Here is a 14,166-nt window from a genome sequence, read left to right as displayed (position 1 = left end):
CAGTTTAAATATAAAAACGTCATCTTTAATTGAGGGTCCAGAGAGGCTCCGAAGATATGAATAATTAGGATAATAATATTTTGATGATTAAGTTACTAATACTTTTGCTGTGTTTATAACTTAAGAATGTGAATATAATAGAGAATATAGATTATTCTCTTTAACTTTTTGTCTCATATCTTTATTAAAGATATGAGTTTTTTTATATTAAAAGAGGTGAAACAATGTCTGAACGAATTATTTTAGATGAGGCAGCGATACAACGTACAATTACACGAATTGCTCATGAAATTCTAGAATATAACAAGGGAACTAAAGATTTAGTTCTATTAGGCATTAAAACAAGAGGTGCTTTTTTAGCACATCGTATACAAGATAAAATAAATTCAATTGAACAACAATTAGTACCAACAGGTACTATCGATATCACGCATTTTCGAGATGACGTTGATAAGGTAGTGCAACAAGCTGATCAATACGCTTTTGATATTAATGTAGATATTAATAACAAAGTGGTTGTTATCATTGACGATGTTTTGTATACCGGACGTACAGTAAGAGCCTCATTAGATGCGATTTTATTACATACAAGACCTATTAAAATAGGGCTTGCAGCACTTGTGGATCGTGGTCATCGTGAACTCCCTATACGCGCAGATTTTGTAGGAAAAAATATACCTACAGCACGAGATGAATCTGTTTCAGTTTATTTAGAAGAAATTGACGATAGAAATGCAGTCGTCATTGAATAATTATCCTTTTAAAACAGTACGAGAGACTGAAAAAGGTGAAGTGTTTCTTATGGATAAATCTAAATATGACTATAAAAAGATTATGTAAACTATAAATATCCAATAGAAGCTTCATTGATAAATGTGATGATAAAAGTTTAACTTAACATTACACTTAGATATATTTCATTTTAGTCTCTTTACATTCTACTGATTGTAAAGAGACTTTTTTTATGAAAGGAAATGAATCAACATGGAAAATGAGCAAATGTTTGAGCGTACCGTTCAGCCAGTTCTTGATGTAAAAGATAAACCAAAACCAGCACAATGGGCATTTCTGAGTCTTCAACATTTATTTGCAATGTTTGGATCAACTGTACTTGTACCATTTTTAACACATCTGCCTATATCAGCAGCTTTGTTGGCATCAGGTATTGGTACACTTTTATACATATTAATCACAAAAGCGAAAATTCCTGCCTACCTAGGATCGAGTTTTGCCTTTATTACACCTATCATTACAGGGTTAAGTACACATAGTCTTGGAGATATGCTGGTTGCATTATTTATGAGTGGATTAATGTACGTGATTATAGGTATTTTCATTAAATTGAGTGGAACACATTGGTTAATGCACTTGTTACCACCAGTAGTTGTCGGACCAGTAATAATGGTCATTGGGTTAAGTTTAGCTCCTACAGCAGTAAACATGGCCATGTTCGAAAATTCTGCTGAAATGAAAGGGTATAACTTAAGTTACTTAATTGTTGCTTTGATTACATTAGCAGTAACCATCATCGTCCAAGGATTCTTCAAAGGATTTTTATCACTAATACCTGTACTTATAGGTATTATAGTGGGATATATTGTATCCATTTTCATGGGCATAGTTAAATTTGCTCCAATAGCACAAGCGAAATGGATAGATTTTCCTCATATTTATCTACCATTTAAAGATTACACACCATCTTTTCATTTAGGACTCATTCTCGTGATGATACCCGTGGTGTTTGTGACGGTAAGTGAACATATTGGTCATCAAATGGTAATTAATAAAATAGTAGGACGCAATTTCTTTGAAAATCCAGGTTTAGATAAATCAATCATTGGTGATGGTGTTTCAACTATGTTTGCAAGTATGATAGGAGGTCCTCCTAGTACAACTTATGGTGAAAATATAGGTGTACTAGCGATCACCAAAATATATAGTATTTACGTTATTGGTGGTGCGGCAGTTATAGCTATCATTCTTGCATTTATTGGTAAGTTCACTGCTTTAATATCTTCAATACCTACGCCAGTGATGGGTGGTGTCTCAATTTTATTATTCGGTATTATAGCAGCTAGTGGTTTAAGAATGCTTGTTGAAAGTCAAGTAGATTTCGCAAGCAATCGCAACTTGGTTATAGCATCAGTTGTGCTTGTTGTCGGGATTGGTAATCTTCTTATCAATTTAAAAGGCATAGGTATCAATTTACAAATTGAAGGAATGGCATTATCAGCACTTTCAGGAATAATATTAAATTTAATTTTGCCAAAAGATAAAAACCAAATAAATTAAGCTTTATTTCTATAGGAGGCGCTTTATGGAACACTTATTATCAATGGAGCATTTATCTAATTCAGAAATTTATGATTTAATTACTATCGCTTGCCAATTCAAATCTGGTGAGCGACCATTACCTCAATTTAACGGTCAATACGTATCAAACTTATTCTTCGAAAATTCAACGCGAACAAAGTGTAGCTTTGAGATGGCAGAACAAAAATTAGGATTAAAACTTATTAATTTTGAAACAAGTACATCATCTGTAAAAAAGGGTGAGTCACTTTATGACACATGTAAAACACTTGAAAGTATAGGTGTTGATTTACTTGTCATACGTCACTCCCAAAATTCTTATTACGAAGAACTGGATCAATTAAATATTCCAATTGCTAATGCAGGTGATGGAAGTGGACAACATCCTACTCAGAGTTTATTAGACATAATGACAATATATGAAGAATATGGTTCGTTTGAAGGTTTGAATATTCTAATATGCGGGGACATTAAAAATTCTCGTGTCGCAAGAAGTAATTATCATAGTTTAACATCATTAGGTGCCAACGTAATGTTCTCAAGTCCAAAAGAATGGGTAGATAATACATTAGAGGCGCCTTATGTTGAAATTGATGAAGTCATTGATAAAGTAGATATTGTTATGTTGCTTAGAGTTCAACATGAAAGACATGGAATTTCAGGTGAAGCTAACTTTGCTGCTGAAGAATATCATCAACAATTTGGTTTAACACAGGCTAGATATGATAAATTAAAAGAGGAAGCCATTGTAATGCATCCAGCTCCTGTAAATAGAGGTGTTGAAATTAAAAGCGAGCTAGTTGAAGCACCTAAGTCTCGAATATTTAAGCAGATGGAAAATGGAATGTATTTAAGAATGGCAGTAATAAGTGCGCTTTTACAATAGAAAGGGGTTAATTCTACATGAAATTAATTAAAAACGGAAAAATCTTAAAAAACGGTATCCTAAAAGACACAGAAATATTAATCGACGGTAAACGTATTAAACAAATTAGTAGTAAAATTAATGCCTCATCTTCAAATATTGAAGTTATTGATGCAAAAGGAAATTTAATTGCTCCCGGTTTTGTAGATGTTCATGTGCACCTACGTGAACCAGGTGGTGAACATAAAGAAACAATTGAAAGTGGTACAAAAGCCGCTGCAAGAGGTGGTTTTACTACAGTATGCCCTATGCCTAATACAAGACCTGTACCAGATACAGTTGAACATGTCAGAGAATTAAGACAACGAATTTCTGAAACAGCACAAGTTAGGGTGTTGCCTTATGCTGCTATTACTAAGAGACAAGCAGGTACTGAACTTGTTGATTTTGAAAAATTAGCACTAGAAGGTGTGTTTGCATTTACTGACGATGGTGTGGGAGTTCAAACAGCAAGTATGATGTATGCTGCTATGAAGCAAGCTGCAAAAGTTAAAAAACCGATTGTCGCACACTGTGAAGATAATAGCTTAATCTATGGTGGTGCAATGCATAAAGGTAAACGTAGTGAAGAATTAGGCATACCTGGTATTCCAAATATTGCTGAATCTGTACAAATTGCTAGAGATGTATTATTGGCTGAAGCAACTGGTTGTCACTATCATGTGTGTCATGTTTCAACTAAGGAAAGTGTTCGAGTAATCAGAGACGCTAAAAAAGCTGGTATCCATGTAACAGCAGAAGTTACACCACATCATTTATTATTAACTGAAAATGATGTTCCTGGCGATGATTCAAACTACAAAATGAATCCACCATTAAGAAGTAATGAAGATAGAGAAGCACTTTTAGAAGGCTTATTAGATGGAACAATTGATTGTATTGCAACGGATCATGCACCTCACGCTAAAGAAGAAAAAGCACAACCTATGACAAAAGCACCTTTCGGCATCGTAGGTAGTGAAACAGCATTCCCATTACTTTATACACACTTTGTAAGACGAGGTAATTGGTCACTGCAACAATTAGTTGATTATTTCACTATTAAACCAGCTACTATTTTCAACTTAAATTATGGAAAATTACACAAAGATAGTTACGCTGATTTAACAATAATTGATCTTAATACTGAAAAAGAAATCAAAAGTGAAGATTTCTTATCTAAAGCTGATAACACTCCATTTATTGGTGAAAAAGTTTATGGAAATCCAACACTAACAATGCTTAAAGGTGAAGTAGTATTCGAGGAGGAAAAGTAGATGCTTGAAAAACGTTATCTTGTACTGGAAGATGGCTCTTATTACGAAGGATATCGCTTAGGGTCAGATGACTTATCTATAGGCGAAATTGTATTCAACACTGCTATGACGGGGTACCAAGAAACAATCTCTGACCCGTCTTACACAGGTCAAATCATAACTTTTACGTACCCACTAATTGGAAACTATGGTATTAATCGCGATGATTTTGAATCATTAACACCTAAATTAAATGGGGTAGTAGTAAAGGAAGCAAGTACACACCCTAGTAACTTTAGACACCAAAAAACTTTACACGAAACACTTGCTCAATATCATATTCCTGGTATATCGGGGGTAGATACTAGAAGTATTACTCGTAAAATTAGAAATCATGGTGTTTTAAGAGCTGGATTTACAGATAATAAAGATAACATTCAGGAACTTGTTGAACAGTTGAAAACTGCTGAATTACCTAGAGATGAAGTTCAAACGGTTTCTACAAAAACACCATATGTATCAACAGGTTCCGATTTAAGCGTCGTTTTACTCGACTTTGGTAAAAAGCAAAATATCGTTCGTGAATTAAATTTACGTGGTTGCAACGTCACAGTTGTACCATATGATACGTCAGCTGAAGAGATTTTAGGCATGTCTCCAGATGGTGTCATGCTATCAAACGGACCTGGTGATCCAGACGAAGTTGACGTTGCTTTAGATATGATCAGAGGCATATTAGGAAAGATACCATTCTTTGGTATCTGCCTTGGTCATCAACTTTTTGCATTATCACAAGGCGCAACTTCATTCAAAATGAAATTTGGACATCGTGGTGTGAACCATCCCGTTAAAGATTTAAGAACAGGTAAAATAGATATCACGAGCCAAAATCACGGCTATTCTATTGATCGTGACTCGCTAAAAAATACTGACCTTGAAGTTACACACATTGCTTTAAACGATGGTACTGTTGAAGGACTAAGACATAAAGAACTTCCAGCGTTTTCAGTCCAATATCATCCTGAAGCAAGACCAGGTCCAAGTGATTCTAATTACTTATTTGATGAGTTCATAGCAATGATGAAGGATTTCAAAGAAAAGGAGCGTCAAATCAATGCCTAAAAGAGATGATATTAAGACAATTTTAGTAGTCGGTTCAGGCCCAATTATTATTGGACAAGCTGCAGAATTTGACTATGCAGGAACACAAGCTTGTCTAGCATTAAAAGAAGAAGGCTACAGAGTTATTTTAGTTAATTCTAATCCTGCAACAATAATGACAGATAAAGAAATTGCCGATAAAGTCTACATAGAACCATTAACGCACGATTTTATTGCTCGTATTATTAGAAAAGAACAACCAGATGCATTATTACCTACTTTAGGTGGTCAAACTGGGTTGAACATGGCGATTCAACTTCATGATAGTGGTGTGTTAGAAGCTAATAATGTAAAGTTGTTAGGCACAGAGCTAGAGTCTATTCAACAAGCCGAAGATCGTGAAATGTTTAGAACATTAATGAATGATTTAAATGTACCTGTACCAGAAAGCGATATTGTTAATACAGTAGAACAAGCATTTGAATTTAAAGAACAAGTTGGATACCCGTTAATTGTACGTCCTGCATTTACGATGGGAGGTACTGGCGGTGGTATTTGCCATAATGATGCTGAATTAAAAGAAGTTGTTAGTAATGGTTTACACTATAGCCCTGCTACACAATGTTTAATAGAAAAATCAATCGCAGGTTATAAAGAAATCGAATATGAAGTTATGCGTGATAAAAATGATAACGCAATCGTAGTATGTAATATGGAGAACATAGATCCTGTAGGCATTCATACTGGAGATTCAATCGTTGTTGCACCGAGTCAAACACTGTCAGATGTAGAATATCAAATGCTACGAGACGTATCTTTAAAAGTAATTCGTGCTTTAGGTATTGAAGGTGGATGTAATGTGCAACTCGCGCTTGACCCACATTCATTGAATTATTACATCATTGAGGTCAACCCACGTGTGTCTCGTTCATCAGCATTAGCTTCAAAAGCGACGGGTTATCCTATTGCAAAATTAGCTGCTAAGATTGCCGTAGGTTTAACATTAGATGAAATGCTTAACCCTATCACAGGAACTTCATATGCTGCATTTGAACCAACTTTAGACTATGTTATTTCTAAAATTCCACGTTTCCCATTTGATAAATTCGAAAAAGGTGAACGTGAACTTGGAACTCAAATGAAAGCGACAGGCGAAGTCATGGCAATCGGTCGTACATATGAAGAATCTTTACTGAAAGCCATTCGTTCACTTGAATATGGTGTTCATCATTTAGGTTTACCAAATGGAGAAAGTTATGAATTAGATTACATTAAAGAGCGTATTGGACATCAAGATGATGAAAGATTGTTCTTTATCGGCGAAGCAATTCGTAGAGGAACATCTCTTGAAGAACTTCATAATATGACAAAAATTGACTATTTCTTCCTAAATAAGTTCCAAAACATTATTGATATTGAGCATGAACTTAAAAATCATCAAGGTGATTTAGAGTATTTAAAATACGCTAAAGATTATGGTTTTAGTGATAAAGTGATTGCTCATAGATGGGATAAGGAAGAAAAAGACATATATCAACTACGTATGAGTCAAAATATTAAACCAGTTTATAAAATGGTTGATACATGTGCAGCTGAATTTGAATCCACAACGCCATACTATTATGGTACGTATGAATATGAAAATGAATCTATAGTAACTGATAAAGAGAAAATTCTAGTACTAGGTTCAGGACCAATTAGAATTGGCCAAGGGGTAGAATTTGATTATGCAACTGTACATGCAGTATGGGCTATTCAAAATGCTGGTTACGAAGCTATTATTGTGAATAATAATCCGGAGACTGTATCTACTGACTTTTCAATTTCTGACAAATTATATTTTGAACCACTAACAGAAGAAGATGTTATGAATATCATTAACTTAGAACAACCTAAAGGTGTTGTAGTACAATTTGGTGGTCAAACAGCAATAAACTTAGCTGATAAGTTAGCACAACATGGTGTTAAAATTCTCGGAACATCATTAGAAGATTTAAATCGAGCTGAGGATAGAAAGGAATTTGAAGCGTTATTACGTGAAATAGCTGTACCCCAGCCACAAGGTAAAACTGCTACATCACCTAAAGAAGCTCTTGAAAATGCAAGAGAAATAGGCTATCCAGTTGTAGTTCGTCCTTCATACGTGCTTGGTGGCCGTGCAATGGAGATTGTAGATAATGATCAAGAACTTGAAAATTATATGACTCAAGCTGTTAAAGCAAGTCCAGAACATCCTGTATTGGTAGACCGCTATTTAACAGGAAAAGAGATAGAAGTGGATGCTATTTCAGATGGTGAGACTGTCGTGATTCCAGGAATTATGGAACATATAGAGCGTGCAGGTGTTCACAGTGGAGATTCTATTGCAGTTTATCCACCACAAACACTGACTCAAGACGAAATTAATACACTCGAAGACTACACAATTAAATTGGCAAAAGGTTTAAATATTAAAGGTCTTATTAACATTCAATTTGTCATAGCTCACGACGGTGTTTATGTGTTAGAAGTTAATCCGCGTTCAAGCCGTACGGTACCATTCTTAAGTAAGATTACTGATATTCAAATGGCACAATTAGCGATGCGTGCAATTATGGGTGAAACGCTTGCCGAAATTGGGTTCAAACAAGGTATCCAACCATACTCTGAAGGCGTATATGTTAAAGCGCCCGTATTTAGTTTTAATAAATTAAAAAATGTAGATATAACGCTTGGACCAGAGATGAAGTCTACAGGTGAAGTTATGGGTAAAGACCTAACACTTGAAAAAGCGCTATACAAAGGTCTCACTGGTAGCGGATTTGAAGTGAAAGATCATGGTACAGTATTGATGACTGTAAGTGATAAAGATAAAGATGAAATAGTCAAGATTGCACATCGATTAAATGAAATAGGCTACAAAATATTGGCTACTCGTGGAACAGCACAAAAGTTAAAAGATCATAATATTCCAGTTGAGGTCGTAGGTAAAATCGGTGGCGAGGATGATTTACTGACACGAATTCAAAATGGAGAAGTGCAAATTGTCATTAATACTATGACAAAAGGAAAAGAAATCGAACGAGATGGATTCCAAATTCGACGTACAACAGTTGAAAATGGTGTACCTTGTTTAACATCACTGGATACTGCCAGTGCTTTAACAAATGTCATTGAAAGCATGACGTTTACTATGAGAAATGTATAATCTTTATGATAGAAGTTAAAAGGAGAAGATGAGTGTGAGAAATCTACCCATTATAGCATTAGATTTTAAATCAGCAGACGAGGTTCATACATTTTTAAATAAATTTAATGAACCGTTATGCGTCAAAATTGGGATGGAGTTATTTTATCAAACAGGGCCAGCTTTAATTAAGTCCATTAAAAAAAGAGGTCATGATATCTTTTTAGATTTAAAATTACATGACATACCTAATACTGTGAGTAAAGCAATGGAAGGCTTAGCACGTTTAGATGTAGATTTAGTCAATGTTCATGCTGCCGGTGGTATTAAAATGATGGAAGAAGCTAAAAAAGGGTTAAGAAAACATAATGCTGATATTAAAATCATTGCAGTTACTCAATTAACTTCAACTACTGAAAGACAATTACATGAAGAACAAAATATTCAAACCTCAATAGAGGAGGCAGTTTTAAATTATGCTCGTCTTACTAAAAAAGCTGGTTTAGACGGTGTCGTATGTTCTCCTCTTGAGGCTGAGATGATTTCTAAAGAACTAGGTACTGACTTTTTAAAAGTGACACCAGGTATTCGCCCGAAAGGCGCAGCTCGTAATGATCAACAACGAATTACAACACCAGAGGAAGCTAAAACCTTGGGGTCAACACATATCGTAGTAGGTCGACCTATCACTCAAAGTGAGCATCCAATTGACAGTTATCATAAAATAAAAGAAAGTTGGTTAAGTTAAATGGCTAAAAATATTGCTAAAGCATTGTTAGACATAGAGGCAGTTTCATTATCTCCAAATGATTTATTTACTTGGAGCTCTGGAATTAAATCGCCTATATATTGTGATAATCGAATAACTTTAGGCTACCCTGAAGTGCGTAATGCGATTAGAGATGGGTTAATTCAATTAATTAAAGAACATTTTTCTAACGTTGAAATTATCTCGGGTACGGCCACTGCTGGTATCCCTCATGCAGCTTACATTTCTGAAAAATTAGAATTACCTATGAATTACGTTAGATCAAAAAGTAAAAGCCATGGTAAACAAAACCAAATAGAAGGTGCAAAAAGCGAGAATAAAAATGTCGTTGTAGTCGAGGATTTAATTTCTACTGGAGGTTCTTCGATTACAGCTGTCGAAGCATTGGAAGAAGCGGGAGCTAATGTGCTTGGGGTCGTTGCTATATTCACATATGGTCTTGCGAAAGCAGACAAGACATTTAATAAGGCTCATATTCCGTTTTACACTTTAAGTGATTATAATGAGCTTATAGAAGTTGCGAAAGATGAAGGTAAAATCTCTTTAAATGATATCCAAACATTAGTTGATTGGCGAGATAACTTATCGTAATATATGAATGGTGAGGAGGCGTCTAATGGAACAAAATAATGATAATAATCATCTTTACACTTTAATAAAACATTGTAATGAGTTTCTTTATAGACGAGATGATTATAGAATTCCATCTGATTCTCAATCAGACCATTCTAATAATGAAAATATTTTAAAAACAATGAATGATGAAGTATTTAAACATTCAATTGAAATTTTTAAACGTGCCAAGAAAAATTTAAATCATTAACTATAAATCGATATTCTAAAAACACTCCAAAAGTGATGATTCAATCAACTTTCGGAGTGTTTTTATGAATTAACTTCGAAATCATAGTAAATTTTTATTATAAAGTCAGAATGAATTGTGGAAATAAGCTGAGAAGAAAAATCACTAGAGTATTCCAATTCATCGTACAATTGTACTTCACCTTCAATGCATATTTGAAATAATTATATTCAAATCAATAAATTCTACACGCATTATTTACGATAAATCAAAGGTTATAATAATTACTCAAAATTAACGTATAAACATCTTAGTCATTAGCCATCCAATTAATAGAACTAATGCAAATATTAATAATGGCACACCATAATGTATGAGCATAACAACGCCTCCAATCTTAATCGAACTATCAATCAAATTAAGAATCAAACTATATTAAAGTTCTAATTTTTTAAATCCTATATAACTACATTCTACAATGAAAGGACATACATGTTAAAATAATAAGTAAGATTGATTTTTAAATAACAAGAATACGATATAAAGAGGGAATAGCACATGGACATACCAAAAATTACGACGTTTTTAATGTTTAATGATGAAGCTGAAGAAGCAATTCAATTATACACAAGTTTATTTGAAGATAGTGAAATTATTACAATGGTGAAGTATGGCGAAGAAGGACCGGGCACACCTGGATCAGTACAACACTCCATCTTTACGCTAAATGGCCAAGTATTTATGGCAATAGATGCAAATAGTGGAGAAGAGTTGCCTATGAATCCAGCAATGTCACTATATGTCACTGTTAAGGATACTATGGAGATGGAACGTTTATTTAATGGTTTGAAAAATGAAGGCGCCATTTTAATGCCTAAAACAGAAATGCCACCATTTAGAGAGTTTGCATGGGTTCAAGATAAATTTGGCGTGAGTTTTCAACTTGCTTTACCAGAAAACAAATAGATTAAAAAGACAGCAGAATGTTGAATGATATGTGCATTCAATTCTGCTGTCTTTTTTAATATTATGATTCTTTCATTTGTTGAATATGATCATAATCAGGTGTTGCAAATAGGGTCTTTTGGTTGTCATATGTCACGAATCCAGGTTTTGCTCCAGAAGGTTTATGAACGTGTCTAATTTCTGTATAATCTACAGGAATCTGAGCTGAACTCCCAGCTTTAGAGAAGTACCCAGCTAGCATTGCCGCTTCTTTAATCGTTGTTTCGCTTGGACTCTCATTGAGTATGACAACATGAGATCCTGGAATATCCTTTGTATGAAACCATAAATGATTTTTACGTGCCTTTTTATTGGTAAGATAATCATTTTGTTTATTATTTTTACCTACTAATATCGTATCTCCATCAGTAGAATGATACGTTTGAAGTTGAATTTTAGACTGTTTTTTCTTTTTACTTTGTTTTCTTTGCTTCATGAATCCCTGTTCAGCAAGTTCATCGCGAATATCATCGATATCATCAACGGTAATGTGCTTTAACTGTTGTTCAATATTATCAAAGTAATCAATATTCTCTTTAGTAAGTTTAATCTGATGAGTCAATTCGTGCTCCCGTGTTTTCATACGGTTATATTGTTTATAATAATATTGAGCGTTAGTTGATGGCGATTTTGTAGGGTTAAGTGGAATCTTTACTTCTTCACCAGTATAGTAATTCAACGCTATAACAGAATCGTCACCTTGTTGAATACGATATATATTAGCTGTAATCAACTCTCCATATAATTGCTGAGTTTCTTTGTTTTTAGCACTTTCATACTCATCGATAAGTTTACTCAATTTATTTTGTTGTTTTTGCAGTTGCTGTTGTACAAATCTGACTAAATCATTTGCACGTTGTTTGACTCTTTCTCTCTCTCCACGTGCATCATAAAAGCGATCCAATAGTTCATGAAGTGAATGATACTCAACTATATCATCATAGAATTGATTAAGTTTCATGAAATAGAAGTCCTCTTTACCTGTTTCATGATTTTTATGAAAGACAGGGGTAGGTGCTGATTTTGTTTCGGCCATGACTTCATCAAAAGCATCAGGTAATGTTTCTTGAGTCATAAATTGACGACGATTCACAATTTCATTAGCGATTAGCGGACTAAAGCCCTCACATATATTAAGTAATTGTTTGGCAATCTTTCCAGCATTAAAGTCTATATATTTTAATACCTCTTGTCCTGTTAATTCATAAGGATTGATTTTATTTTGATTTGGTGGTGCTTCATATTTGAAGCCAGGCATAACGGTTCTGTACTGATTTGTGTTAGGAGTTAGATGTTTAAACCCTTCGATGATTTTACGTTGATCATCGACAAGGATAAGGTTACTATGTTTACCCATTATTTCCAATATGATAGTTCTATATATTGTATCACCAATTTCATCTTTACTTTCGATATCAATCTCTATACGTCTATCGTTACCAACCTGTCGAATTGCTTTTATAAAGCCTCCCTCAAGGTGTTTACGGAAAACTCTTGCAAACATTGGTGGGGTAAATGGATTGTCGTATTTTTTAGTGGTTAATTGTAAACGAGAGAAACTAGGGTGAATCGATAGAAGTAGTTGATGATTTTTACGATTTTGTCTTATTACAATAATTATTGTGTCATTTTCTGGTTGATTTATTTTATGAATTCGGCCTGAGACTAAACCTTGTAATGATTCAATCATTTTTTTAGTAAATAAGCCATCATATGCCATAATTATCTGCCACCTTATACTTTTTCATTCATCATATTGTAACATGCGTAAACTGAGAGGTCATGATTAAAGACTGTAAATTATTTTAAAGTTGAATATTCTTAATTTTTATAGCAATTTATAAAGGCGAATTGAAGTGCTTAAAAATTTTAAAGATATGACGAAATAAGATGAATTTGACTCTATAACAATGTACGGCTATACATATATCGTAGCAATATGATATTATATTTAAATAATAGAAGAATAGCTTAGAGAGGTCGTAAGGCATGGATAAGGAAAAAGGACTGTTAATTGTTCTTTCAGGCCCTTCAGGTGTTGGAAAGGGAACTGTTAGAAAGAAGATATTTGAAGACCCAACTACTTCATATAAGTATTCTATATCAATGACGACACGTCATATGCGTGAAGGTGAAATTGATGGTGTAGATTACTTCTTTAAAACAAAGGAAGAATTTGAGGCGTTAATTAAAGACGACCAGTTTATTGAGTATGCACAATATGTAGGTAATTACTATGGTACACCTGTACAATATGTAAAGGATACTATGGAAGAAGGTCATGACGTCTTTTTAGAAATCGAAGTTGAAGGTGCTAAGCAAGTAAGAAAGAAATTTCCAGATGCGTTGTTCATATTTTTAGCGCCTCCAAGTTTAGATGACTTGAAAGAACGTCTTGTTGGTAGAGGAACTGAATCAGATGAAAAGATTCAAAGTCGTGTGAACGAGGCACGAAAAGAAGTAGAAATGATGAATTTATACGACTACGTTGTAGTTAACGACGAGGTTGAACTCGCTAAGAATCGAATTCAGTCAATAGTTGAAGCTGAGCATTTAAAAAGAGAGCGAATCGAAGCTAAATATAGAAAAATGTTACTGGAGGTCAAAAAATAATGTTAAATCCACCGTTAAACCAACTTACTGCAAAAGTGAATTCAAAATATCTTATTGCCACTACGGCGGCTAAAAGAGCACGTGAATTAGATGAAAAACGCGAAACAGCGCTTTTAGATCAGTACCATTCAGCTAAACCTGTTGGAAAAGCTTTAGAAGAAATTGCTGATGGTAAAATAGAACCTGTTGTACCGAAAGAGTATTTAGGATAAAGTTTTATTAATATTGGTAGAGCCT

The 14,166-nt window shown here is 34.0% G+C and carries 13 protein-coding genes; 12 read left to right on the top strand and 1 reads right to left on the bottom strand.

Translation table 11 applies throughout. From position 1 onward, the window contains the following. Positions 1-224: 224 nt before the first annotated feature. The 10 genes from pyrR (at position 225) to FNL83_RS08010 (ending at position 11,277) form a co-directional block, all read left to right on the top strand. Complete coding sequence (gene pyrR, locus FNL83_RS08055; RefSeq protein ID WP_001830167.1) at positions 225-752, top strand: bifunctional pyr operon transcriptional regulator/uracil phosphoribosyltransferase PyrR; 528 nt, start codon at positions 225-227, stop codon at positions 750-752. 232 nt (positions 753-984) lie between these two features. Then, complete coding sequence (locus FNL83_RS08050) at positions 985-2,292, top strand: uracil-xanthine permease family protein (RefSeq protein ID WP_001830174.1); 1,308 nt, start codon at positions 985-987, stop codon at positions 2,290-2,292. A 25-nt stretch (positions 2,293-2,317) separates the two neighbouring features. Next, positions 2,318-3,199 (top strand): aspartate carbamoyltransferase catalytic subunit, encoded by an 882-nt coding sequence (locus FNL83_RS08045; protein ID WP_001830068.1) that lies wholly within the window; start codon positions 2,318-2,320, stop codon positions 3,197-3,199. A 17-nt stretch (positions 3,200-3,216) separates the two neighbouring features. Then, positions 3,217-4,494 (top strand): dihydroorotase, encoded by a 1,278-nt coding sequence (locus tag FNL83_RS08040; protein ID WP_001830129.1) that lies wholly within the window; start codon positions 3,217-3,219, stop codon positions 4,492-4,494. Beyond that, on the top strand, positions 4,495-5,595 hold the full coding sequence (locus tag FNL83_RS08035; protein ID WP_142191178.1) for a carbamoyl phosphate synthase small subunit: 1,101 nt from the start codon (positions 4,495-4,497) through the stop codon (positions 5,593-5,595). Continuing rightward, a complete protein-coding gene (gene carB / locus FNL83_RS08030) occupies positions 5,588-8,761 on the top strand; it encodes a carbamoyl-phosphate synthase large subunit (RefSeq protein WP_002439440.1) in 3,174 nt (1,057 codons plus the stop codon). The genes FNL83_RS08035 and carB overlap by 8 nt, the downstream gene beginning before the upstream one ends. 34 nt (positions 8,762-8,795) lie before the next feature. Then, complete coding sequence (gene pyrF, locus FNL83_RS08025; protein WP_002469379.1) at positions 8,796-9,488, top strand: orotidine-5'-phosphate decarboxylase; 693 nt, start codon at positions 8,796-8,798, stop codon at positions 9,486-9,488. After that, positions 9,489-10,100: an orotate phosphoribosyltransferase gene (pyrE, locus tag FNL83_RS08020; RefSeq protein ID WP_001830179.1), complete on the top strand. Its 612-nt coding sequence runs from the start codon at positions 9,489-9,491 to the stop codon at positions 10,098-10,100. It begins immediately after the preceding gene. Positions 10,101-10,125: 25 nt separating this feature from the next. Then, entirely contained in the window at positions 10,126-10,332 is a 207-nt protein-coding gene (locus FNL83_RS08015; RefSeq protein WP_001830061.1) for a hypothetical protein, read from the top strand. A gap of 537 nt (positions 10,333-10,869) precedes the next feature. Beyond that, positions 10,870-11,277, top strand: coding sequence for a VOC family protein (locus FNL83_RS08010; protein ID WP_001830181.1), 408 nt, complete (start codon positions 10,870-10,872; stop codon positions 11,275-11,277). Between the two features lie 61 nt (positions 11,278-11,338). Here the strand turns inward: FNL83_RS08010 and FNL83_RS08005 are convergent, their stop codons facing one another. After that, positions 11,339-13,036: an Rqc2 family fibronectin-binding protein gene (locus FNL83_RS08005; protein ID WP_002456587.1), complete on the bottom strand. Its 1,698-nt coding sequence runs from the start codon at positions 13,034-13,036 to the stop codon at positions 11,339-11,341. 269 nt (positions 13,037-13,305) lie between these two features. On the opposite strand from FNL83_RS08005, the gene gmk reads away from it, so the two are divergent. Continuing rightward, positions 13,306-13,929, top strand: coding sequence for a guanylate kinase (gmk, locus tag FNL83_RS08000; RefSeq protein WP_001830096.1), 624 nt, complete (start codon positions 13,306-13,308; stop codon positions 13,927-13,929). Next, positions 13,929-14,141, top strand: a complete 213-nt coding sequence (gene rpoZ / locus FNL83_RS07995) for a DNA-directed RNA polymerase subunit omega (RefSeq protein WP_002456586.1) — start codon at positions 13,929-13,931, stop codon at positions 14,139-14,141. Before gmk ends, rpoZ begins: the two co-directional genes overlap by 1 nt. Positions 14,142-14,166: the final 25 nt, after the last annotated feature.

Source organism: Staphylococcus epidermidis (genome assembly GCF_006742205.1).
GTDB lineage: Bacteria > Bacillota > Bacilli > Staphylococcales > Staphylococcaceae > Staphylococcus > Staphylococcus epidermidis.
The sequence above is the reverse complement of the archived record's forward strand: the minus strand, read 5'-3'. Positions and strand labels throughout refer to the sequence as shown.

Excerpts from the sequence above, each read along its gene's own strand:
- pyrR (WP_001830167.1), top strand. The coding sequence starts at position 225 with ATGTCTGAACGAATTATTTTAGATGAGGCAGCGATACAACGTACAATT.
- FNL83_RS08050 (WP_001830174.1), top strand. The coding sequence starts at position 985 with ATGGAAAATGAGCAAATGTTTGAGCGTACCGTTCAGCCAGTTCTTGAT.
- FNL83_RS08045 (WP_001830068.1), top strand. The coding sequence starts at position 2,318 with ATGGAACACTTATTATCAATGGAGCATTTATCTAATTCAGAAATTTAT.
- FNL83_RS08040 (WP_001830129.1), top strand. The coding sequence starts at position 3,217 with ATGAAATTAATTAAAAACGGAAAAATCTTAAAAAACGGTATCCTAAAA.
- FNL83_RS08035 (WP_142191178.1), top strand. The coding sequence starts at position 4,495 with ATGCTTGAAAAACGTTATCTTGTACTGGAAGATGGCTCTTATTACGAA.
- carB (WP_002439440.1), top strand. The coding sequence starts at position 5,588 with ATGCCTAAAAGAGATGATATTAAGACAATTTTAGTAGTCGGTTCAGGC.
- pyrE (WP_001830179.1), top strand. The coding sequence starts at position 9,489 with ATGGCTAAAAATATTGCTAAAGCATTGTTAGACATAGAGGCAGTTTCA.
- FNL83_RS08015 (WP_001830061.1), top strand. The coding sequence starts at position 10,126 with ATGGAACAAAATAATGATAATAATCATCTTTACACTTTAATAAAACAT.
- FNL83_RS08010 (WP_001830181.1), top strand. The coding sequence starts at position 10,870 with ATGGACATACCAAAAATTACGACGTTTTTAATGTTTAATGATGAAGCT.
- FNL83_RS08005 (WP_002456587.1), bottom strand. The coding sequence starts at position 13,036 with ATGGCATATGATGGCTTATTTACTAAAAAAATGATTGAATCATTACAA.
- gmk (WP_001830096.1), top strand. The coding sequence starts at position 13,306 with ATGGATAAGGAAAAAGGACTGTTAATTGTTCTTTCAGGCCCTTCAGGT.
- rpoZ (WP_002456586.1), top strand. The coding sequence starts at position 13,929 with ATGTTAAATCCACCGTTAAACCAACTTACTGCAAAAGTGAATTCAAAA.